We start from the raw sequence: 22,530 nt of genomic DNA, 5'->3' as shown, positions 1-22,530 counted from the left end.
CGTCAGGCATCGGACACCCCAGCGGCCAGCAGCACGGCGTCGCGCGGCTCGAAGTGCAGCGTGACCCTGTCCCCCAGCGCCGGAGTCTCCCGCAGCTCGGGCAGGTCCGCCTTCACGCGGTGGCCGTCCACGTCGACGTACAGCCGGTGCGTCGAGCCGCGCCACTGGACCTCGGCGATGCGGCCGCTCAGCGCGTTCGGGCCGTCCCCGAGGCCGAGCAGGTGCGGCCGTACGCACAGGGTCGCGGTGGACCCCGGCGTGGCGCGGCCGCGGTCGAAGGCCAGCGGGCGGCCCTCGAAGACCGCTCCGGTCTCGGCCACGGTCACCGGCAGCAGGTTCGCGTTGCCGACGAAGGAGGCGGTGAACTCGGTGCGCGGGGCCCGGTACAGCTCCTGCGGGGTCCCGCAGTCCTGGAGCCGGGCCTTGTCCATGACGGCGATCCGGTCGGCCAGGGTGAGCGCTTCGACCTGGTCGTGGGTGACGTACAGGATGGAGACGTCGGGCAGTTCGCGGTGCAGGCGGGCCAGTTCGGCGAGCATCCCGGAGCGCAGCTGTGCGTCGAGCGCGGACAGCGGCTCGTCGAGCAGGAGCACCCCGGGGCGGATGGCGAGGGCGCGGGCGATGGCCACGCGCTGTTGCTGTCCGCCCGACAGTTCGCGCGGGTAGCGCTTGGCGTAGGCCGCCATGCCGGTCATGTCCAGGGCCTCGGCGACCCGGCCGGGGATCTCGGCCTTGGGCGCCTTCTGGGCCTTCAGACCGAAGGCGACGTTGGCCTCGACCCGCATGTGCGGGAAGAGCGCGTACTGCTGGACGACCATGCCGATGCCGCGCTTGTGCGGCGGGAGCGCGGTGACGTCCCGGCCGCCGATCAGGACCCGGCCCGCGACGGGCCGTACGAAACCGGCGACCGCCCGCAGCGCCGTGGTCTTGCCGGAGCCGGAGGGGCCGAGCAGCGCCATCACCTCGCCGGGCTCGACGGTCAGGTCGAGGGAGTCCAGGACGGTGTTGCCGCCGTAGGCGACGCTGACCCCGTCGAAGCGGATGCCACTCACGCCGACTCCGCGAGCAGCTGCGGGAGTTCGGCGACGGAGCCGAGGACGTGGGTCGCGCCGTGCTCGGTCAGGGCCGCGCGGTCGTGGGCGCCGGTGAGGACGCCCGCCACGGTCCCGGCGCCGGAGCGGCGGCCGCTGAGCATGTCGTAGGCGGTGTCGCCCGCGACGACGATCTCCCGTACGTCGGCCACGGCGCCCGTGCGCAGGAACGCGGCCAGCACCATGTCCGGGTACGGGCGGCCGCGGCCGCCCGCGTCGGCGGGGCAGAGGGTGAGGTCCGCCAGGTCCTGCCAGCCCAGGGCGTCGAGGATGGCGTCCTGGGTGACACGGGCGAAACCGGTGGTCAAGGCGACGGTGCGGCCGTCGGCGCGGAGCTTCTCGATGGCCTCGCGGGCGCCGGGTATCGGGGCGATGAGCCCGCCGTCGACGAGTTCCCCGTACGCCTCCTCGAAGGCGGAGTTGGCGCGCTGAGCGAGGTCCTCCGTACCGAAGAGGTGGCGGAAGACGGAGATCTTCGACTCGCCCATGGTGTCGCGCACGTACTGGAGCTTCTCGGCGTGGTCGGCGCTGCCGGGCTCGACGCCGAGGCGCTCGGCGGCGCGCTCGAAGGCGCGCTCGACCAGGCCGCCGTCGGCGACGGTGGTGCCGGCCATGTCGAGGACGATCAGGTTCTTCTTGGTGTTCTCGGTCATCTGACTTACCAGCCCAGTTCGTTCGCGGTGGTCTCGGCTATGGCGGGCGAGCAGGTCATGCCGCGCCCGCCGGGTCCGGTCACCAGCCAGACGCCGTCGGCCACCTGCTGGCGGTGGACGACGCGGGTGGTGTCGGTGCACTGCGCGTACACGCCCGCCCAGCGGTGCCTGATCTTCGGCAGGGGGCGGCCCAGGAAGGACTCGACCACCTCGGTGAGGTGCTCGTAGGGGTCTTCGAGGGTGTCGAACGCGAAGGGGTGCTCGTACTCGTGGGTGTCGCCGATGGTCAGTCCGCCGTCCAGGCGCTGGACCATCAGCAGCTGCATCTTGTGCGCGGCGGCTATCGGCGCCTGCGCCTGCCCGGCGTTGAGCTCGTCGAGCGCGGCGGACTTGTAGGCCGGGTAGTAGCGGAAGCTGTCGGCGTCCGCGACGGAGGTGGTCAGCCGCTCGCCGAGCGGGGCGGTCTGCATCATCTGGAGCCGGACGCGGCGCACGGGCAGCTCGGGGACCAGCTCGCGGACCAGGCCGGACAGCCAGGCCCCGGTGGCCAGGACGACCGCGTCGCCGCGGTGGACGTCGCCGTGGTCGTCGCGGACGGCGCCCGGGCCCGCGACCTCGCGTACTTCCCGCCCGGGCAGGAAGGCGTAGCGGCCGGTGGCCTTGAGGGCCTCCCGCAGGTGGAGCTGCGCGGTGCGCGGTTCGACGGCCGCGTCCCGCTCGCACCACAGCGCGGCCTCGAATGTGCCGCGCAGGGCCGGGTTGATCTCCCGCGCCTCCTCGGCGGTCACCAGCTTGTAGCCGCGTGCGGCGGCGTCGGGGCGGGCCACGGCCGCCTCGGCGACCGCGTACTCACGGGCGTTGCGGACGGGGGTGAGGGAGCCGATGGCGCGGAAGCCCAGGCCGGGCACCTCCGCGCCGATGCGCTCCCAGAGCTCGCGGGCCCGCAGGGCGGTGTCGAGCTCCTCGCCCCCGGCCCGACCGCTGACCCAGATCTGGCCGAAATTGCGCAGCGACGCGCCGCGGGCCTCGGCCTCTCGCTCGATCTGGACGACCTCGTGGCCGCGTTGGACTGCTTGCCAGGCGTGCATGGTGCCGACCACGCCGCCTCCGACGACTATGACTCTCACGCCGTTCACGGTGGGCGCGCCCCGTGACCCGGGAGGATCCGGCGGGCAACGCGCCGGTGAACAGCCCCCCAAGCTTGGACTAGACCCGTTATCTTTCTGTGATCTGAATACGCCCCTTTATGGCCGGTAAGGGTGGGTTGGCTCGGGACTATTCGGGCCGCAGACGGGTCGTGAAGCTGAACCGGTCGCCACGGTAGAGCGAACGCACCCGTTCCAGCGGCCGGCCGTCCTGATCCCGCGAGAAGCGGTGGATGAGCAGCATGGGAAGGGCCGGCGGGGTGCCGATCAGCAGGGCCTCGCGGGGCGTCGCGAGGACCGTCTCCAGCTTCTCGTCGGCGTCGCCGAAGGAGATGCCGAGCCGGTCGCGGAGGTATCCGTAGAAGGAGGAGTCCGGCTGGAAATCGCTGTCGAGCCGGGGAGCCCGGGCCACCCGTACGTACGTGCTCTCCAGGCCGACCCGCTCGTCGTCGGCCAGCAGGACGCGCTCCAGGTGCCAGACCGGCTCGCCGGCCTCGGCGCCGATGCCGGGGGCGAGGTCGGGCGGGCACGGGAACTGCTCCAGCCCGATGAGGTGACGGCCCGGGCGGCGGCCCTGGCGGCGAACTCCCTCGGTATAGCTCGCCAGCGACAGCGGCTGCTCCAGCTTCGGGCCGGCGACGACGGTCCCGCGGCCGGCGCGGCGCAGGCGGCCTTCCAGCAGCAGCTCGCGCAGGGCCTGGCGGACGGTCTCGCGGGACACCTCGTACCGCTCGGCGAGATCGCGCTCGGTGGGCAGCGATCCGCCCTCGCCGAGCTCGTCGAGGAGCTCGGCGATGCGGGCCTTGACGGCGTAGTACTTCGGGATGCGGCCGTGCTCGGGAATGCCCGAGCGGACGGGCGAGCCGGGGCGGTGGTGCTGGGTCTGTTCTTCCACGCTGGGACTCTATGCGGGCCGGATGTACGGAGGTCAGCGGGCGGGGGCGCGCAGCCGCCGGGCCCCGATCACCAGTCCGCCGCCGACGGTGAGGGCGGCCACGGCACCGGCGCCGGCGCCGTGCGCCAGTTCGCGGGGGCCGGTGTGCGCGAGGGAGCCCGCTTCCTGGGGATCCTCCGGGCCCTCGACGGAGAACCGGTAGCCGCCGGCCTCGCCGATCCAGTCGCCGTCGTCGCCGTTGCGCTGCACGAGGGCGGCGTCGGCGACGACTTCACCGGTGGGCGCGTCGGGCGCGAAGGCGAGGCCGACCCTGACGGTGAGCGACCCGCCCGCGGCGACGGTGAAGCCGGGGAAGGCGGAACCGCCGTCGAAGACGGCGATGATCTCGTCGCGGTCGGTCCGCTCCAGGCTGACGGGGAGGGTGCCGCTCGGGGTGTCGAACTCCATCCGCAGGTGGGCGGGGCGCAGGGCGCGGGCCTTGTCGGTGAGGACGACCACGGGGTGGATGGCCGTGCACAGGGAGTCCGTGGTGTTGGTCAGGTCCAGGTACCAGGTCTGCGGTCCGCCGCCGGTGCGGTACACGGCCGGTCCGCCGCGGATCCGGGCCCCGATGGGGAAGGCGGTGCTCTTCCCGTCCCCGCAGGTGGCCTTCGCGCGGGACGGCAGCGCGGGCGCGGGCCGGGCCCCGCCGCCCGTACCGATGTCCGCGGCCGCGGTGGGGGCGGTGGTGGTGGCGGCGACCAGGGCGGCGGAGAGGACGGCGCCGAGGGCAAGGGCTTTGCGCACTCGCATGGAAGACCTTCGCTGCTCGCCGGACGGGTCAATGGTCGGACCAGGTGACAATCACCCCGGTCCCAGCCCGCACCCTGCCACGCGCGCGCGACCCGCTACCGCCCGCCGCGCCCGAGTCGTTCCGGTTTACGCCCAATCAGCGCAACCCGTCAAGCGCCGCCCGGCCCCTTTCAGCCCCGCCCGGCCCCTTTCAGCCCCGCCTGGGGGTCCCCCCGGACGGAGTCTGGGGGAGTTTGAGGCGCGGGGTCCGGGGCGGAGCCCCGGCAACGGCGCCGCACCCAGCACGGCACGGCACCGCCACGACGTCACCCCGCCCGCCCGAACACCGGCCCGAGCGCCAACTCCGCCGCCCCCTCCGCCACCCCCGCCCCCGCCAGGGCTACCACCGGCCGGGTCGGATCAAGCGCGCGGGCAGCGAGAACGGCGCCGACCCCGGCCACGAAGACGTCCGGCGCCGCCGCCACCACACGCCCGCCGAGCAGCACACGGTCCACATCCAGCAGCGCCACCAGATTGGCCGCGGCCTCGCCCAGGATCCGCGCCGCCTCGGGAAAATCACCTCGGGCAACCGCCCCCAGGCACAGCGCCTCCACGCAGCCGCGCGCCCCGCACCGGCACGGCGGCCCGTCCAGCAGGAGCACCTGGTGCCCGAACTCCCCCGCCGCCGAGCGCTCACCGCGGTAGACCTCGCCGCCCAGCCACAACCCCGCGCCGAGCCCGGTCCCGACATGCAGGTACACGCAGGTGCGGGGCCCTCCGCCGGCAAACGGATACGCATGCGCATCCGGCGCGGCATCGGCGACACGCCCGGCATCCGCATCCGGCCAGGCGGCCCGGAGCCACGCCCCTGCCGCCGCGGCCGCGCCGGCGTTCGTGTCCTTGTCCAGCAGCACCGGCAGGCCCAGCCGCCCCTGCAGCACCCCCCGCAGCGGAAAGCCCTTCCAGCTCGGGAACCCCGTCACCCGCCCCATCGTCCCGGCCCGGTGGTCGAGCGGCCCCGGTGCGGCCACCCCGACGCCCAGGGGCGGCAGCCCGGCCGGGTCTCCGACCCGCGCGACCGCCCGTACGACCGCCTCCACCACCGACTCCGGGCCGAGACCGAAGTCCAGCGGACCACCGCCCTCGGCGACGACGCGGCCCGCCAGGTCCACCCGTACCGCCCGGAGCTCGTCGCGGTCCAGGTGCACTCCGACGGCGTGATGTACGTCCGGCACCAGCCGGAGCAGGGTGCGCGGTTTACCGCCGGTGGACGCGGCTCGCCCGGCCTCGGCGACCAGCCCGTCCGCGCCGAGCCGGGCCGTGATCTTACTGACGGCCTGCGGGGTGAGTCCCGTACGGGACGCGAGCTCGGCGCGGCCCAGGCCCGCCGGGCCCGCGCCGCGCAGCAGATCCAGCATCAGCGCCTCGTTGTGCCCGCGCAGCGCCGGCAGGTTCACCCCGCCGCGCCCGTCCCCGCTACCCCTGTTCACGAGTCCATTGTCCACCTTCCTTGCACTTTGGCAACACTGTTGCCAAAGTGGTTCCATGAGCAACCCCGCCTCCCCTTCCTCCCCCGCCCCCCTCCGCGTCGGCCTGGTCGGCTACGGACTCGCCGGCTCCGTCTTCCACGCCCCCCTCGTGACGGCCACCGACGGGCTCGTCCTCGACACGGTCGTCACCTCCGACCCGGGCCGGCAGGCGCAGGTCCTCGCCGAGTTCCCCGACGTCCGGATCGCCGCCTCCCCCGACGAGCTGTGGGAGCGCGCGGGCGGCGCCGACGCCCTCGACCTCGTCGTGATCGCCTCCCCCAACAAGACCCACGTGCCGCTCGCCACGGCCGCCCTGACCGCGGGGATCCCCGTCGTCGTGGACAAGCCGCTCGCCGCCACCGCCGCCGAGGCGCGCGAACTCGCAGCCCTCGCCGAGCGGACCGGAACGTTCCTGTCCGTCTTCCAGAACCGCCGCTGGGACAACGACTTCCTCACCGTCCGCCGCCTCCTCGCGGACGGCGAACTCGGCGAGATCCAGCGCTTCGAGTCCCGCTTCGAGCGCTGGCGCCCGCAGCTCAAGGGCGGCTGGCGCGAGTCGGGCGCCCCGGAGGAGGTCGGCGGCCTGCTGTACGACCTGGGCAGTCACGTCGTCGACCAGGCACTGGTGCTGTTCGGCCCGGCGGTACGGGTCTACGCGGAGGCCGACGTGCGCCGCCCGGGCGCCGAGACCGACGACGACACCTTCATCGCCATCACGCACGCGAACGGGATCCGCTCCCACCTCTACGTCAGCGCCACCACCGCCCAACTCGGTCCGCGGTTCCGCGTCCTGGGCTCGCGGGCCGGCTACGTGAAGTACGGCCTCGACCCCCAGGAGGGCGCCCTGCGCGAGGGAATGCGGCCGGACGGGGACGTGCCGTGGGGCGAGGAGCCCCCGCACCTGTGGGGCCGGGTGGGCTCCGGGGAGTCCCCGCTGACCGGCGCCGGAACCCCGGTCCCGACGGAGCTGGGCGACTACCCCGCGTACTACGCGGCGGTGGCCGCGGCCCTGCTCGAGGGCGGGCCCGTGCCGGTCACGGCGTACGAGGCCGCGCACTGCCTCGACGTACTGGAGGCGGCCCGTGCCTCGTCCCGGGACGGAGTGGTCGTGGAGCTGTGAGCCAGGGCTCATGAAAATCGGCGTTTCCGGGGCGGACAAACGATCTATCCTGCACAGGCTGCCATCACGATCATCACATGTGTGAAGAATGGAATCCTCTGTGAAGCTGCCCCGGATCGCGTCGGTCGTCGCTGCCGCCGCGATGGCCCCGGCCGTCCTGCTCTCCTCGCCGGCCTTCGCCGCTGACGCCCCGTCGCCGTCCACGCCGTCGTCTCCGACCGCGCCGGACCGGGCCTCCGAGGGACAGCCGCCCGCGGAGAAGCCGGCGGAGAAGCCCGCGGAGGACCCGCAGGCCGCGAAGGACCGGGCCGCGATCCAGGCGATCCTGGCCGACCCGGCGAGCGGGCCGGGCGTGCGCGAGGCGGCCGAGAAGGCACTCAAGGGGACGGCCGCGGACATGCGGCACTTCCTGGAGGTCGACTGGCAGAAGGAGCAGTACGTCGACGACCAGGTCCTGGTCTCCCGGATCCACAGCGCCGGCGGCGTCGCCGTCAAGCGCGAGGCGGAGAAGGCCCTGCGGGCCGGAACCCACGCCGCCCTGAAGGAGTTCCTCGCCGTCGGGCAGCACAAGGCCCGGTACGAGGACGACCAGGTCGAGCTGTTCCGCATGCTGAACGGCGCGGGCCGGGGCATCCGCGAGGCCGTCGAGAAGCTCCTGCGCAGCGGAACCCCGGAGCAGGTGCGCGAGTTCATCGAGACGGGCCAGCACAACATCCGCGCGAGCGACGACCGCGTCGAGCTCTCGCGCATGTACGAGAGCGCCGGCCCGGGCCTGAAGGCGGCCATCAACGCACTCCTCAACGGGCACCCGTCCAACGCGGAGCTGCGCGAGTTCGTCAAGACCGGCCAGCACAAGCTGCGCGACGAGGACAACAGCGTCCTGATCTGGGCGATGCTGAACAACGCCGGCCCGGAGCTGAAGAAGGCCGCCATCGCCGCCATCAAGGGAACGCCCGAGGACCGCGCGGCGTTCCTGAAGACCGGCCAGCACGAGGCGCGCGCCAAGGACAAGGCCGCTGAGGACGCGGCCGCCAAGGCGGAGCAGGACAAGAAGGACAAGGACGCGAAGGACAAGGAAAAGAACGGGTCCACGGGCACCGGCACCACCGGCGGCGCCACTCAGGCCGCGGCCCAGGGCACCGGCGGCAACGGCAACGTGACCGCGGCGGGCGGGTCCGCCCCGCTCGCGAACACCGGCGCCGGTTCCGAGAACGTCTGGTTCGCGGGCGGCAGCGCCGCCGCGCTCGCCGCGGGCGCCGGCCTGGTGCTCGCCAACCGCCGTCGCCGCACGTCGGCCGAAGGCTGAGCCGGGATCGCACACCACGCACGCGGAAGGGGCGGGCTGCCGATGGCAGCCCGCCCCTTCCGCGTTCTCACTCGCCTCGGCTAGGCGCCCTTGAACTCCTGGCGCTGGCGGCCCAGGCCGTCGATCTCCAGCTCCACGACGTCACCGGCCCGCAGGTACGGCTTCGGTTCCGGCTGGCCCATGGCCACACCGGCGGGCGTACCGGTGACGATGACGTCGCCCGGGTACAGGGTCATGAACTGGCTCAGGTACCGGACGACCTCGCCGACCGGGAAGATCTGGTCCGCGGTGTTGCCGTCCTGCTTGAGCTCTCCGTTGACCCACAGCTTCACGTCCAGGACCTGCGGGTCCGGGATCTCGTCGGCCGTGACCAGCCAGGGGCCGAGCGGGGTGAAGGTCTCGCAGTTCTTGCCCTTGTCCCAGGTGCCGCCGCGCTCGATCTGGAACTCGCGCTCCGAGACGTCGTTGACCAGCAGGTACCCGCCGACGTGTGCGAGGCCTTCCTCGGCGGAGGCCAGGTAGCGGGCGGTGCTGCCGATGACGACGCCGAGCTCGGCCTCCCAGTCGGTCTTCACGCTGCCGCGCGGGATCAGCACGGTGTCGTCCGGGCCGACCACGGTGTCCGCGGCCTTCAGGAACAGGATCGGCTCGGCCGGCGGCTCCGCGCCGATCTCGGCCGCGTGCCCGAAGTAGTTCAGCCCGATGCCCACGATCTTGCCTATGCGGCCGACCGGCGCGCCGATGCGCAGCCCTTCGGCGTCCAGGACCGGGAGCTCGCCCGCTTCCGCCGCGTCCCGTACCCGGGAGAGCAGCGAGTCGTCGGCGAGGAGAATGCCGTCCACATCCGTGATCAGGCCGGACAGGTCACGCAGGGTGCCGTCCTGGTCGAGCAGCGCGGGGCGCTCCGACCCGACGGGTCCGACACGCAGCAGCTTCATGGGCATTCTCCCGTGGTCGTGGGTGGTCGGCGCATGGGCGTGCCCAGGCGCCGGCCGATGGGTTGCGGCCATCGGAGGATTGGTTGATCCTCCAAGAAGTCCGACCAATCCGCAAGACCCTGTTCACAGGCTGGAACGCGCCGCTCCGGCAGCCGCCCGCTCCTTGCGGTGCTGCAGCCAGGCGCGCTCCGCCACCGACCATGCGGTGGTGGTCAGCAGGTACAGCCCGGCCGCCAGCGGCACCACGGCAGCCGTGATCAGCGTCCCGAAGGACAGCAGGGGCAGTACGCCGCCCAGCTTGCGCATGACCTCCTGCTGCTCGGGGCTCATCCCGGCCGGAGCGGCCGGGGCCCCGGTCGGGGCAGCCGGGGCCGGGGCGAGCGCGGCCGCGGCGGCGGCCCGGCGCCCCCGTACCGCGCTCCACGCGGCCACGACCCCGATCGCCGCGAACAGCCCGAGGAACACCAGCCCCTGCGCCCCCAGCAGGCCGCCCTCCCCCAGCGCCTCGGTCCACCGGGCGCCCAGCGGCGCGGCGAACAGCCGGTGCGCCAGCAGCTCGTCACCCGAGGTGAAGGCCTGGTACATCAGGAAGAACACCGGCAGCTGCAGCAGCACCGGCAGGCACCCCGCCACCGGGGTCGCCCCACGGAAGGCGGCACGGCTCAGCGGATGCAGGGCAAGCCGTACGAGCACGGTGAACAGCACGATCGCGGCAGCGGTCGCGGACTCGGCCAGTACCGGCTCGAGAAGCCGGCCCAGCTCGGCAACAAGGTGGGTGAAAACGGACACGTGGGCCCTCCGAAGGGTCTCGTCGACGTCGAAAGAGATGCAGGGAGATGCATTTCGGCGTGACGACCCGCGAGGGGCGACAACAGTGATCAGAGAAGGCGTGAGGTTACTGCGCGCCCCTACGCGGCCGTCGGGACCAGACGGCCGGGCGCCCTGGGCCGCGACCGGCCCGAGGCATCGGGATCGCGCTGCGGCAGGAACGCCGTGCGCTGCTCGCGATCACGGATCGCGGTGCGTATTCGGTGCGGCGGCACGGGCCGCACCAGACGTGCGGCGGCGGCCAGGGCCTCGGCGCCCACGGCAACGGTGGCGGCCAGAGCGACAACGACCGCTCCCAGCCCACCCTCCCCGGCGAACAGCCCGAGGACTCCCCCGAGCAGCACCAGCACCAGTGAGGTCCGGGCAAACAGAAGAAGAAAGCGCCGAGCCATTCGGACCTCCCCCTTCCACTCCCCCGCGCGAACCTCCGTACGAGACCCGCTCCTTGCGATCGATACTAACCGGCCCCACTGACAACGAGGTCGGATCAAGACCTCAGAGTCCCCCACACCACGAGCCGGTACTTGGACGTGTACTCGGGCGTGCAGGTGGTGAGCGTGATGTACGCACCGGGCTCGCTGTACCCGTAGTCCGGCTTCACCAGGCTCCGCGGCACCGGCGCGATGACCCCGGTGTCCCGCTCGGTCGTCTCACCGAGCACCTTCCCGACGACGTACGTGTACCGCTGCCCGCGCACCTCGACGATCAGTTCGTCCCCGGCCCGCAGCCGGTTGATGTACCGGAACGGCTCCCCATGCGTATTGCGGTGCCCGGCCAGCGCGAAGTTCCCCTGCTCCCCGGGCCGCGCGGTCCCGGGGTACTGCCCGGCGTAGCCCTTGTCGAGCACGGCCCGCTTGTCGATCCCCTGAGCGACGGGGACGGTGAGACCGAGCCGGGGGATCCGCAGGACGGCGTACGCCTGGTCCCGGGCCGGCGGCTTGGCCGCAGGGGCACGGGCCGGCACGGTCGCAGAGACCTTCGGCGACGGCGACGAAACGGATTCCTCGTCGCCGGAAGGAGCGGAAGCAACCGGATCGGTGGGCTCCTCCGGACCATCCGGCGCACGGGCCCAGTCACTCTCCAACTCCCTGACCTGCTCCTGCGCGGCGGCGACGGCCTGCCGGTTGGTCCACCACACCTGATGCACCACCAGCAACAGGACCACCACCCCCACAGTGACGGTCAGCTCGGCGGCCGCCCACAGCACCCCCGCGAGACCGACCCGGCGCACCCGCCGGCCGCTCCCCTGAACCACCACAGGTATGTGATCCCGCACGGGCGGCACCCTAAGTCCTCCCCCGTCAACTGACCAGCAGCAGTACGGTGTGATCCATGCGCCCTGACACGCCTGCCGAGCACATCGCCGAAGCCGAGCGCCTCATCCGCACGGCGACCCGCTATCCCGAGGACCAGGAGCCGTTGCTCCTCCAGGCCGCTGCCCACCTCGAGTTGGCAGACGCACGGGACCGCGCCAGCGCGCTGTACGACCAATTGCTCTCCGCCTCGCCGGCCAACCCGCACCTGATCAAGGCCCTGCAGGCGGCGAACCTCTGGGAGTACGGCCACGAACCGGAGGCCCGCGCCCTGATCTCGGGCATCCGCGCCGCCTCCCCGAAGGACCCGGCGCCGTGGGAGGTCATCGCGGAGGCCCTCGAGACCCACGACGAGTTGGAGGCCTCGCACGACTGCTTCACCGAGGCGGCGACCCTCCTCATCTCGGAGAACGACCCGCTGACCCCGGCCACGACCGCCCTCCTGACGGGCCGCCACCGGGTCCGCCGCCTGCTCGGGCGTCCGCACGACGACTGGGACATGGTCGCCGACACCCGCCACATCGGCCCGATCCCCCTCGACGAACTCCACGACCCGAAGCGCATCTGGGCCCTGGGCTCCGACGACCCGGCCGAACTCCGCGCCGAGATCGCCCGCCTCCGCGCCGAACTGGGCGACCGCCGCGCGGCCCTCTCCCGCCCCTTCCCGGTGGCGATCCTCCACTGGCCGGCCCGCGAGCTGGCGGAACTCCTGACCTCGTACCCCACCCTCGCGGCGGAGTACCCCTCGCACGAGGTCCACCTGACGCAGGTGGAATCCTCCCTCCGCGCCCTCGCCGCCTCGGGCACGACGAACCTCGGCATCGTCACGGGAAGCGTCCCGTCGTACGAGGCCTTCGCAGCCTCGGAGAAAACCTCCCCGGCCTCCCCGTCCCTCCTGGCGGAATACGCCACCACCTTGGCCGCCCGAGGCAAGGCCACCCCCTGGCCCCCCACCCCCACCAACCCCTGCTGGTGCACCTCAGGCAAGCCGTACGCGGAGTGCCACGGGGTCACCGGCCCCTGATCCCACTGTCGACGATCCCGGCCGTATTCACCCAGACCTGCCGCAGGTGACACGCGCGGATTAGGCTCGTCCTCGATTCGACGATCCCCGAGGCAGGTAATGACCGACGACTGGCAGTTCGAAGTTCCCACCACTGGCAGCAAGCACCTCCCTCCTGACGCCCGGTACATGGAGGCGCTCAGCAGCCAGGGATACGGCTTCGAGGTGGCCATCGCCGATCTTGTCGACAATTCCATCGACGCCGGGGCCCGGGACGTGGTGATCCACTTCCTGCGCGACGAGGACCGGCTCGTAAGCCTCCTCGTCATCGACGACGGGAAGGGGATGACCGAGGAGGACCTCGATGTCGCCATGACCGTCGGAGGCCGGCGCGACTACGCCTCCGAAGCCCTGGGGATGTTCGGCACCGGTTTGAAGTCCGCATCGCTGAGCCACGCGTCCGCGGTGACGGTCGTGAGCAAGACGCGCAGGACCAGGGCCGTGGGCCGCCGTTGGCTCATGGAGCGGGCGGTGAACGGGTACGAGTGCGACATCGTGGCCGCCGACTACGCGCAGACACTGATCGACCGGTACGCCCAGCGGCCGATCACCTGGCAGGGCACCGTCATCCGCTGGGACGGGGTGAAGAACTTCCCCCGAAACGGCGGAGGCGGCCAAACCGACCGCTACCTGCACCGGACCATCAACCGACTCGGCCTCCAGCTCGGTCTGTACCTGCACAGGTTCCTCGCCAGGGACGACTTCAACATCACGATCGCGGTCGAGGATGTGAACACCGGTACCGAGTACATGAACTTCGGAGTCGAGCCCCTCGACCCGTTCGGATATCCGGTCCCGGGTCACGCAGAGTACCCTCGGCGCTTCACCGTGGACCTCGCTTCCATCCTCCCCGTATCCCTCGACGCCCACGTCTGGCCGGCGAAATCGACCCTGGACGGATACAAGGCGGTCGGCTCCGTCCTGGAACGCCAGGGTTTCTATTTCTATCGACACAATCGGCTCGTGCAGGCAGGTGGGTGGAACAATTTCCGCCAGCCGGATCAACACCTCTCGCTTTCCCGTGTGGCCATCGACCTTCCGTCGCATGGAAGCGACGTGTTCCGTCTGACCGTGAAGAAGGAAGGCGTAGAGGTCTCCCCCGAGTTCGTCTCCGCCTTGGAAGAGGCGCGGGACGCCGAGGGTCGGCGCTTCGTCGACTATGTCGCGGACGCCGAGTCGGTCTATCGCGAGGCGCGCAAGCGGGCGGGAACCGCTCGAAAGTCCGTCATCGGGCCGGGCAAGGGTTTCGACCCCGCCGTGCGGGAGGCGATCGAAGACGAGCTGCCGCTGCTGCCGGGTGAAGAACCCATCGCCATCCGCTGGCAGACATTGGACAACAGCCTGTTCTTCGACATCGACAGGGAGAACCGGACCATCGTCCTGAATCACCACTACCGGTCGGCGATTCTCGGTGGAAGGCGCGGCGGCCTCAACGACGCACCAACCTTGAAGTCACTCATGTACCTCCTGCTCCACCAGGTATTCGAGAAGGAATACAGCGGGAGTCGGGAAAAGGACAACCTTCAGTTGTGGCAGTCCATCCTGGTGGCCGCCGCACGCACCGAACTGGAACGCATGGGCGACGATGACTGACTCCGGCGGATACCCGGAACTCCCCTGGTCGACCGTCGAGCACTATCTCGGGGAACGGCAGGCAGCCAGCTATCGGCTCTCCGCACCGACCGCGGAGCGCGCGGTCTGGTACGAGATCGGGGACGGCGGGCAGGAGATCTCGCTGCAGGTGGAACTCGACCGGCACCAGCAGCCACCGCGCTCACCGCTGCCGGCGGTGACCATCGACCAGGTGCGGCGCGGCGGAACTCGGATGGCGCGCATCCACACCACCCAGGTGGCGTTGATGCGCGACTTCCACGATCTGCTCATCGCCGTCGCGGACCGCATCGTCACCGGCGAGCGCGACCTCGGGCAGGCCTTCGAGGAAACGGTCCAAGCCTGGGGCCGGCTGCTCGACCAGCCGCGCGGCCTCGGGGCGGAGCGTCGCATAGGGCTGCACGGCGAACTCGCGGTATTGCTCGCCGTGGCCCGCTCCCACGGGTGGGCGCAGGCGGTCGAGGCGTGGACCGGCCCCAAGGCGGAGCAGCACGACTTCGGGCTGCCCGAGTCCGATCTCGAGGTGAAGACCACCGCCTCCGAAAGGCGTCGGCACACCGTTCACGGGATACACCAGCTCACGGAGAGCTCCGGGCGACCCTTGTGGTTCGCCTCTCTCCAGCTGACGCGCGGTGGCCTCGCCGGCCGCTCCCTGGGTGAGTCGGTGGCCTCGGTGATCCGTGACGCCCGCGCGGCGCACCGCATCGCGTCCGTGCGCCTGGAGAGCGCCCTCGCGGCCGGCGGCTGGAGCGAGAGCGACCCGGACGATGAACGTTGGACCCTGCGCACGGCGCCCTTGCTCGTCCCGGCCGGGCAACTGCCGAGGTTGACCGAGTCGATGATTCCCCTCTCCGTCCGAGAGCACGTCTCGTCGATCGACTACCGCATGGACGTGACCCATTTGAGCTCGGTACCCGGCTCGCCGGTCGACCTCACCGACTTCCGTCTTCCGTGACCGACGAGGACCCCCAATTGACAAGCACCGAAACCTTCCGGCTCGAGCTGCACAGTGCCGTGCTGTCCGATCTCGACGGCAGCAAGCCGAAGAACCTGGCCCGCGCCCTGGCGTACCAGGCCGAGGACATGGCTCCGGAAGCCGCGGCGTACGCCGACGAGGCGGACTTCCAAGCAGCGCTGAAGGGATCCCGCTCGACGCATCAGTTGGTCGAGCTCTGGCGCAAACAGCTCACACGATGGGACTACGCCGACCGGCCGGCCTGGACCGAAACCCCGCCGCGTACGGACGAGCGCAGGGCCGAGATCCATCGCCTGCTGAAACTCGAGGAGACCACGCGCGCGCTGCTCGACGGGCTGATTCCCGTATCGAAAGCGGCGGTCTCCGTGGTGATCAGCCCGGAGCACAAGCCCTGGTACACGCCCCAGTCTCAACTCAGCCGGCCTCACTACTGGCCCGCCTATCGTGGACTGCTCGCCGCCAAGGGGTGGCCGGCCGATGCCGTGGCGGCGTTGGACGTGGCGACCGACCAAGTGATCGAGCGGCTGGCCGACCCGACCGACTCGGCGGTGTACCAGTCCAAGGGTCTGGTCGTCGGCTACGTGCAGTCGGGGAAGACCGCGAACTTCACCGGCGTCATGGCCAAGGCCGTGGACGCGGGCTATCGACTGGTGATCGTTCTCGGGGGAACGCTCAACATGTTGCGAGCCCAGACCCAGCGGCGCCTCGACATGGAGCTCGTCGGCAAGGAGAACATCCTCCGAGGCGCCGACGAGCTGGAATCGGACTACGCCGACGACCCGGCCTGGGCGGCCGGAAAGTTCGTGACCTTCGGCAGCCTTCCGTCCGCACTCGGGGCGTTCGACATCGTGCGGATGACCACGCGGGACGACGACTACAAGAGTCTGCTGCAGGGCATCACCGCCTTGGAGTTCGAAAAGCGGGAACCGGCCCTTCCGCTGTACGACCGGGAGAACCTGCACCGCTCTTCGGCACGTCTGATGGTGGTCAAGAAGAACAAGACGGTGCTGGCCAAGCTCGTCAAGGACCTGGGAAAGATCAAAACCCCGCTGGCCGAGATCCCCGTCCTGATCATCGACGACGAGTCGGACGAGGCCTCGGTCAACACCGCGAAGCCGGACGTCCAGCGCAGCGCGATCAACGAGCAGATCTCGAAGCTGCTGAACATGCTGCCCCGTGCGCAGTACGTGGGCTACACGGCGACGCCCTTCGCGAACGTCTTCGTGGACCCGAGCGACACCGAGGACATCTTCCCCAAGGACTTCCTCATCTCCCTGCCCCGGCCCGATGGATACATGGGGGCTCGCGACTTCCACGATCTCGACAGCGAGGTGGAAGAGCACGAGCGCACCGTCGCCAACTCCAACGAGAAGGCGCACGTCCGAGACATCGTCGACGACGCGGAGGACGACACCTGCCTGCAGCAGGCCATGGACATGTTCGTGCTGACGGCCGCCATGAAGCTGTACCGGGAGGAGGCCGGCGGGCTCGGTGACGGCTACTTCGAGCACCACACGATGCTCATCCACGAGTCGGTGCGCACCGGAGTCCACCGTGATCTACACGATCGGGTCCTGAATCTGTGGCACAACGCGGGCTACACCGGCCCCCGCGGTCACGAGCGGTTGCGGAAACTCTTCGAGACGGATGTCGCCCCGGTGTCGGAGGTCCGTGCCGACGGGCAGGCGGTACCCGCTTCCTACGGCGAGTTGATGCGCTACGTCGGGCCGGCGAGCGTACGGATCGGCGGTGACGGCCAACCCATCATCGTCGTGAATGGCGACAAGGACCTGGAGACGGGCGAGGCCGACTTCGACAAGCGTCCGATCTGGAAGATCCTCATCGGGGGCCAGAAGCTGGCACGCGGATTCACGGTCGAGGGGCTGACCGTGTCGTTCTTCCGCCGCCGGGCCGGAAACGCCTCCACGCTGATGCAGATGGGACGCTGGTTCGGATTCCGCAGGGGATATCGGGATCTGGTGCGTCTCTACCTCGGACGCAAGGAGACGATGGGGCGGACCGAGGTGGACCTGTACGACGCCTTCCAGGCGATCTGCCTCGACGAGGAGGCGTTCCGTTCGGAGCTGCACCGATATTCCGTGATGGTGGATGGCCGGCCGCAGATCACACCCGCCCAGATCCCTCCCCTGGTTTCCCAACACCTACCGTGGTTGAAGCCGACCAGCCCGAACAAGATGTACAACGCCAGACTGGAGCTTGTGCGGTCCGCCGGACGCTGGGAGGAGCCCACCGCCTATCCACAGAAGGGCGAAAGCCTCCGGCGTAATACCGAGCTGTGGCTTCCCTACCTCGAATCCCTCGGATCACAGGCGAATACCTACGCATACCACTTCCCGGAGAAGGGCCTCGTACACCGCTTCCGCGCCCTGAGTGGAATCTTCTCCGCCGCCGCGATCCTGGACACGCTCCGCAGTCTGCGCTGGGAGGTTCCCGAGCAGTTCCCTCCACACCTTCGGTACATCTCGGAGATCACCGAATCCGGCAAGGTGGACGACTGGGTCGTACTGGCTCCGCAGCACGCCTCGGGCACGGAAGCCAAGACCGTCACCCTCGGCTCGGCAGGTCGGTCGTACTCGTGGTTCTCCCGTGACCGCCGCGCGGACCGGGGACCCCTGTTCGGAGCGATCAGCGACAAGAAGCACCGCGGGGTGGCACACCGGATCGCGGGAGCCCTGGAGAACTCGGGGGACGGGGCCACGGAGGCTCTCGTCTCCGAACGCCGCGGCGCGATCGTCGTGTACCCGGTCATCGAGACGGCTCATCAGGGCTCCATCGGCGCGGATCGACGCATCGATTCGGACAAAATCGTCATGGCGTTCACCTTCGTGGCACCGGCATCGGCCCACAGCGCCAACGGACAGGTCGTCCAATTCACGACGATCTCTTCCAAGCCCAGTGCGATCATCGACGTCACTGAGATCGACAAGGGTTGATCTCCTGGTAAGGCGGTGGCGGCGAGGCGGGCAACCCGTCTCGCCGCCACCCCCACTGGGACTCCGGGGGCGGCATGAACGCAGGCACAACGGGACGGCTTCGTTCCCTGGACATCTGCTCGGGCGCCGGTGGACTGGCCCTGGGCCTCGAGGAGTCCGGCTTCGACCCCGTCCTCCTGCTCGACAACCGCGACGTCGCATGCCGCACCCTGCGTGCCAACCGTGCTTCCTGGAACGTCCTCGAAACGAACCTGCTCGACTTCGACCCGTCCGAGCACACCGAGACCTACGACGTGGACCTGCTGTCGGCGGGCCTGCCGCGGGTAAAGGCGACGGCCACCGTGGCCCGCCGTGACAGCGAGGCCGAACTGGAACTGCTCCGGGCCACGATGCTGCTGCTCCACGGGGTGCAGCCCAGAGCACTGCTCGTCGAGAACGTGCCCGACCTGGTGACGAAGCCGGCCTACGAGGCGATTCGCTCGTACGTCGCGGAGGAACTGTCACACCTGGGCTATCGGCATGCGTGGTTCGTCTTGAATGCGGCTGATTTCGGTGTCCCGCAAACCCGTCGTCAGGGAATTCTGGTGGCCTTCAAGGCCGATGTGCTCGACGCCTTCGTCGAGCCCACTCCGACGACCGATCCGCACAGGACGGTCGGTGAGGCGCTGCTGGAATCGATGTCCGCCGGCGGCTGGGCCGAGGCGCGCAGGTGGGCGGCGCAGGCCGACCAGCCGGCACCCACCCTCGTCGGTGGTTCCTGGGAACGTGGTGGTGCGGACCTCGGACCGACGGGGTCAAAGCGCGCATGGGCCCGCATCGGGGTCGATGGAGCGACCGTGGCGGACGCCGTCCCGGACGCCGACTTCCGTTGGGACCCGGCGCTCGGCCGGGCGGGCATGATGCCCCTGACCGTGGCCCAGGCCGCACTGCTCCAGGGATTCCCTCCCTCGTGGCAGATCGAGGGCCGCAAGACCGCGAAGTACCGGCAGGTGGGCCATGCCTCGCCGCCTCCGGTCGGACGTGTGCTGGGCACGGCCATCGCTGCCGCGCTGCGAGCCTGACCGACCGGGAGAAGGGCGCAATGAGCCTGTGGCTCGGTGACTACACTTGACCCTCATGACCAGAAAGCAGCCCCAGCCGTCTCAACCTGGGCAGATCCGCGTCATGGATCTGTTCGCCGGGGCTGGAGGCTTCTCCTCGGGATTCGGCCGGTACACCCCCGAGGCGGGGGCGAGTCCGTTCACCTCGGTCGCCGCCGTCGAGTTCGACCGGGCTGCAGCGGCGACCTACGCGGCCAATTTCGGCGGTGCTCACGTCTTTGCCGGTGACATCGCGAGGTTCGATCCCACCCCCTTCAAGGGCCAGGTCGACGTGATCATGGGCGGTCCTCCCTGCCAGGGCTTCTCCGGTCTCGGCAAGGAGGACCCGACGGACCCTCGCAACGAACTCTGGCAGGAGTACGTGAGTGTGGTGGCCAAGGTCCACCCCAAGGTGTTCGTCATCGAGAACGTCGACCGCTTCCTGAAGTCCCCGCAGTACGCGGAACTGCTTTCGGCTTCCGCGACCCCCGGGCATCCGCTCCACGACTACACGGTGGTGCCCGCCGTGATGAACGCGGCCGACTACGGGGTCCCGCAGGCCCGACGTCGGGTCATCGTCATCTGCACCCACAAAGACTTCGCCGAGCCGTTGCGGCACCCCGCACCGACGCACCACAAGAACGGATACGAGTCGACCGACGCACAGGACGCCCTCTTCGACTCGATTCCCGGTGGTCATGCCCTGCCGCGCTGGGTTTCGGTTTCAAAGGTCTTCGACGTCTCCGCGAAGCGCCCGATCCTGGAGCGCATGCCCGATCCTCGCGACGGGACGGATTCCGCCGGCCCCGTCCCCGGGCACTACCTCACGACGGACCTCCACTTCGGCCGAAACCCGGAGGATCTTTCCCGCGCCCGGTACATGGCGATTCCCGAGAACGGAAACCGGAAGAACCTCCGCGGGGTCAGCTATCGCATCGACCGGACGGGCCGCATTCGGCTCTCCACCGAGAAGGACTACGGCCGACTGAAGGGGCAGGAGTTCTATCTCTCCACCGAGAGCTGGGACAACCACAATTCGGGATCCGGCGACGTCATGGGCCGCATGCGGAAGAACGCGCCCTCCGTGACGATCCGGACGGAGTTCTACAAGCCCGAAAAGGGACGCTACCTGCACCCGACGGAGCATCGCCCGATCACCCACTACGAGGCCGCCCTCATCCAGGGGTTCCCCGAGACCTTCAAGTGGTACGGAACCAAGATCGAGATCGCCCGGCAGATCGGCAATGCCGTACCCGTCGGCCTCGGCAGGACGCTGGCGGAGACCATCCACACCTTCCTGGCCCGCCACAGCTGACCCGCGCCGTCGGACCGCCCCGTCAGAGCCGGTCCGACGGCTTGGTCAGGCTCACCCCTGCCGGCACCCGAGGCGCGGGAACGTTCTTCTTCCCCGCCGAGCGGTCCCGCAGCGGAGCCTCGGCCAGCAACTGCTCGAAAATCGGGACCAGCGCATCGACCGAGGCGCGGCTCACCTCACCGTCCCCAGGGCCCTCCGGCAGCCGATCCCAGGGAGCCGCCGCCGCGTCCTCCGCCTCGTCGATCCAATCCTGGAGCGCATCGGTGTCGGCCGGCCGGTCCGGTGCCAGCACGTCGTACACCAGGGTGCTGCCGGCGGCGTTCACAGCCGCGGAGAGCGCGTTGACCTGGTCCCCGGGCCGAGACACGCCTGCGGCAAGTTGCCTCTCCAGCACCTTCAGGATCGCCTGCGCGGTCGGTCGGTGATCGATGACGTCCAAGCGCATCGTGGTCTGCAACACGTCCTGCACCCGGCAGGCGGTCTCGACCGAGCCGTAGTCCGGCCCGTCGCGGAACAACTCCGCGGCCCACCAAAGTCGGGAGAACGCCTGCGTGTAGTGCGGTCCGCAGAAGCGGGCGGCCGTCGCCGCGCCCGGCCCGCCAGCCGTATCGGATCCCCGATGCCGCCAAGCGACGTAGTCGGGGGCGACGACCATCGCGATGAAGTTCCACAGCCGGCCGTCCGCGGCCTCGGCCCGCGTCATGCGCAGGGTGGCATGTAGCCGGGGCGCGAACCAGCCGTCCGCAGCCGTGCGATGGTCCTCGAAACGTCGCATCGCCTCGTCGACCAGGACACGCACCGGTTCGGTCCGCCACCGGTGCGCACCGCCCAGCGTCTCCGCCGCCCTTCGGAGCGCGACCTGGGGCGGTCGCTCCTGGCCGGTCTGCACAGCCCGACCGAGATACTTGGCCACCGATACATCCGCCAACAAGCCCAACCTCGAGGGGAGTTCCCTGCCGTCAACTCGATTCACCGCGTACCACCGGCCCCTTCGAGGTTCTGCACGGACCGCACAGCATTGGTCAGGTTCCTCGTCGCGCGGCTTCGCCTCCCGGCTGCGAACTGCACGCCGGTCTGGATCTCCGCCCATCCGTAGCCCTTGGTCCGCCGGTCGACGATCTCATAGAGCGCGTCGGTCGGTTGGCGGCCCGGCAGCACGTCCGGGAGCATGGACCGCAACACCGATTCCTGCCACCCCTTCGGCAGTATCGGAGTTCCGTCCTCGTCCGCGTCCAGATCGCTGATGGCCGTATGGAACATCGCGGTCCAGGCGTCCTGAGCGATTTGAGTGGCCGCAAGATCACGCAGCATCCGCTCCGCCGGGCTGCCACCCGACCCCCCGAGCACCTCCATCAACCCCTCGACGGCTCCGGTGTTGAGGTAGACGGTAGGAACGTCACCCGTGGTCTCGACGATCCAGGCAGACTCCTTGTAGGGGCGAAGCCAATCGTGCTCACCCTCCTTGAAGTCCACCTCGACGATCTCGATCTCGCGCTGCCTGGCAGGTGTCGAGGCCGCCAGATCGACGTACCAGTCATTGATGGCCGACCCCACCAGCCGGCCTGCCATGCCCTCCACCGTCGCGACCACCAACACACCCAGCGTGGCCCGCCGCAGGTACCCCACGCTGTCCAGCTCGATGGTTCCCTGCATAGTCCCGTCCGCCGCCCGGGACAGCACCGCGGTCGTACGAGCGTTGGTCGCCTTCTCCGAAAGGACGCCGAGAAACACCACATCGGACCACGGCCCCGATCGGAGCTCCGCCTCCGGGAAGGTCACGGAGAGCCGAAGCCGGGCCCGATCCCACGCGCCACGCCCCGCCTGGTGCAGGGCGACCGCCCGATCGGAGGCGGAGATCATCGAGTAGGGGAGCTCCCGGTTGTCCACCGAGACGGACACGACTCTCAGCTCCACGTCCCCGAAGAGCGTCGGATAGGGAAAAA

General features: G+C 70.4%; 20 protein-coding genes. 8 read left to right on the top strand and 12 right to left on the bottom strand.

Going from position 1 to position 22,530, the window contains the following annotated elements; all coding sequences use genetic code 11:
* Positions 1-2 precede the first annotated feature (2 nt).
* The 6 genes from JIW86_RS25440 to JIW86_RS25415 form a co-directional block, all read right to left on the bottom strand.
* Positions 3-1,052 (bottom strand): ABC transporter ATP-binding protein, encoded by a 1,050-nt coding sequence (locus JIW86_RS25440; RefSeq protein ID WP_257556186.1) that lies wholly within the window; start codon positions 1,050-1,052, stop codon positions 3-5.
* Positions 1,049-1,744, bottom strand: a complete 696-nt coding sequence (locus JIW86_RS25435; protein WP_257556185.1) for a phosphonatase-like hydrolase — start codon at positions 1,742-1,744, stop codon at positions 1,049-1,051. Before JIW86_RS25435 ends, JIW86_RS25440 begins: the two co-directional genes overlap by 4 nt.
* A 5-nt stretch (positions 1,745-1,749) precedes the next feature.
* The gene (locus tag JIW86_RS25430; protein WP_257556184.1) at positions 1,750-2,871 is read right to left on the bottom strand and encodes a TIGR03364 family FAD-dependent oxidoreductase; all 1,122 of its coding nucleotides are present in this window, start codon (positions 2,869-2,871) and stop codon (positions 1,750-1,752) included.
* Positions 2,872-3,019: 148 nt separating this feature from the next.
* Positions 3,020-3,784 carry a GntR family transcriptional regulator gene (locus tag JIW86_RS25425; RefSeq protein WP_215140284.1) on the bottom strand — a complete coding sequence of 255 codons (765 nt, stop codon included), beginning with the start codon at positions 3,782-3,784 and terminating at the stop codon, positions 3,020-3,022.
* Between the two features lie 33 nt (positions 3,785-3,817).
* Positions 3,818-4,576: a hypothetical protein gene (locus tag JIW86_RS25420; protein ID WP_257556183.1), complete on the bottom strand. Its 759-nt coding sequence runs from the start codon at positions 4,574-4,576 to the stop codon at positions 3,818-3,820.
* A gap of 305 nt (positions 4,577-4,881) precedes the next feature.
* Entirely contained in the window at positions 4,882-6,045 is a 1,164-nt protein-coding gene (locus JIW86_RS25415; protein ID WP_416237598.1) for an ROK family protein, read from the bottom strand.
* A 55-nt stretch (positions 6,046-6,100) separates the two neighbouring features.
* Here JIW86_RS25415 and JIW86_RS25410 point away from each other — a divergent pair, with 55 nt between their 5' ends.
* Positions 6,101-7,204: a Gfo/Idh/MocA family oxidoreductase gene (locus JIW86_RS25410; protein ID WP_215140287.1), complete on the top strand. Its 1,104-nt coding sequence runs from the start codon at positions 6,101-6,103 to the stop codon at positions 7,202-7,204.
* Positions 7,205-7,304: 100 nt separating this feature from the next.
* Positions 7,305-8,510, top strand: coding sequence for an ALF repeat-containing protein (locus tag JIW86_RS25405; protein ID WP_257556182.1), 1,206 nt, complete (start codon positions 7,305-7,307; stop codon positions 8,508-8,510).
* 80 nt (positions 8,511-8,590) lie between these two features.
* On the opposite strand, the gene JIW86_RS25400 is transcribed toward JIW86_RS25405, so the two are convergent.
* From JIW86_RS25400 to JIW86_RS25385, 4 genes are all read right to left on the bottom strand, one after another.
* Positions 8,591-9,448, bottom strand: a complete 858-nt coding sequence (locus JIW86_RS25400) for a fumarylacetoacetate hydrolase family protein (protein WP_257556181.1) — start codon at positions 9,446-9,448, stop codon at positions 8,591-8,593.
* Between the two features lie 123 nt (positions 9,449-9,571).
* On the bottom strand, positions 9,572-10,237 hold the full coding sequence (locus JIW86_RS25395; protein WP_257556180.1) for a YidC/Oxa1 family membrane protein insertase: 666 nt from the start codon (positions 10,235-10,237) through the stop codon (positions 9,572-9,574).
* Positions 10,238-10,356: 119 nt separating this feature from the next.
* Positions 10,357-10,668: a DUF6412 domain-containing protein gene (locus tag JIW86_RS25390; RefSeq protein ID WP_251064008.1), complete on the bottom strand. Its 312-nt coding sequence runs from the start codon at positions 10,666-10,668 to the stop codon at positions 10,357-10,359.
* Positions 10,669-10,763: 95 nt separating this feature from the next.
* The gene (locus tag JIW86_RS25385) at positions 10,764-11,552 is read right to left on the bottom strand and encodes a class E sortase (RefSeq protein ID WP_257556178.1); all 789 of its coding nucleotides are present in this window, start codon (positions 11,550-11,552) and stop codon (positions 10,764-10,766) included.
* A 56-nt stretch (positions 11,553-11,608) separates the two neighbouring features.
* Here JIW86_RS25385 and JIW86_RS25380 point away from each other — a divergent pair, with 56 nt between their 5' ends.
* The 6 genes from JIW86_RS25380 to JIW86_RS25355 all read left to right on the top strand — a co-directional run bounded on the left by JIW86_RS25380 (position 11,609) and on the right by JIW86_RS25355 (position 20,587).
* Positions 11,609-12,613: an SEC-C domain-containing protein gene (locus JIW86_RS25380; protein WP_257556177.1), complete on the top strand. Its 1,005-nt coding sequence runs from the start codon at positions 11,609-11,611 to the stop codon at positions 12,611-12,613.
* 99 nt (positions 12,614-12,712) lie between these two features.
* Entirely contained in the window at positions 12,713-14,245 is a 1,533-nt protein-coding gene (locus tag JIW86_RS25375) for an ATP-binding protein (RefSeq protein ID WP_257556176.1), read from the top strand.
* Positions 14,238-15,218 carry a PD-(D/E)XK motif protein gene (locus JIW86_RS25370; protein WP_257556175.1) on the top strand — a complete coding sequence of 327 codons (981 nt, stop codon included), beginning with the start codon at positions 14,238-14,240 and terminating at the stop codon, positions 15,216-15,218. Before JIW86_RS25375 ends, JIW86_RS25370 begins: the two co-directional genes overlap by 8 nt.
* 17 nt (positions 15,219-15,235) lie before the next feature.
* Complete coding sequence (locus JIW86_RS25365; RefSeq protein ID WP_257556174.1) at positions 15,236-18,193, top strand: Z1 domain-containing protein; 2,958 nt, start codon at positions 15,236-15,238, stop codon at positions 18,191-18,193.
* Positions 18,194-18,267: 74 nt separating this feature from the next.
* On the top strand, positions 18,268-19,254 hold the full coding sequence (locus JIW86_RS25360; protein ID WP_257556173.1) for a DNA cytosine methyltransferase: 987 nt from the start codon (positions 18,268-18,270) through the stop codon (positions 19,252-19,254).
* 55 nt (positions 19,255-19,309) lie between these two features.
* Positions 19,310-20,587, top strand: a complete 1,278-nt coding sequence (locus JIW86_RS25355) for a DNA cytosine methyltransferase (RefSeq protein WP_257556172.1) — start codon at positions 19,310-19,312, stop codon at positions 20,585-20,587.
* A gap of 22 nt (positions 20,588-20,609) precedes the next feature.
* On the opposite strand, the gene JIW86_RS25350 is transcribed toward JIW86_RS25355, so the two are convergent.
* Positions 20,610-21,500 carry a DUF6339 family protein gene (locus JIW86_RS25350; protein WP_257556171.1) on the bottom strand — a complete coding sequence of 297 codons (891 nt, stop codon included), beginning with the start codon at positions 21,498-21,500 and terminating at the stop codon, positions 20,610-20,612.
* Between the two features lie 56 nt (positions 21,501-21,556).
* On the bottom strand, positions 21,557-22,486 hold the full coding sequence (locus tag JIW86_RS25345; protein WP_257556170.1) for a hypothetical protein: 930 nt from the start codon (positions 22,484-22,486) through the stop codon (positions 21,557-21,559).
* Between the last annotated feature and the right edge of the window lie 44 nt (positions 22,487-22,530).

Source organism: Streptomyces sp. NBC_00162, from assembly GCF_024611995.1.
Lineage (GTDB): Bacteria > Actinomycetota > Actinomycetes > Streptomycetales > Streptomycetaceae > Streptomyces.
This window is presented reverse-complemented; position numbering and strand designations above follow the sequence as displayed.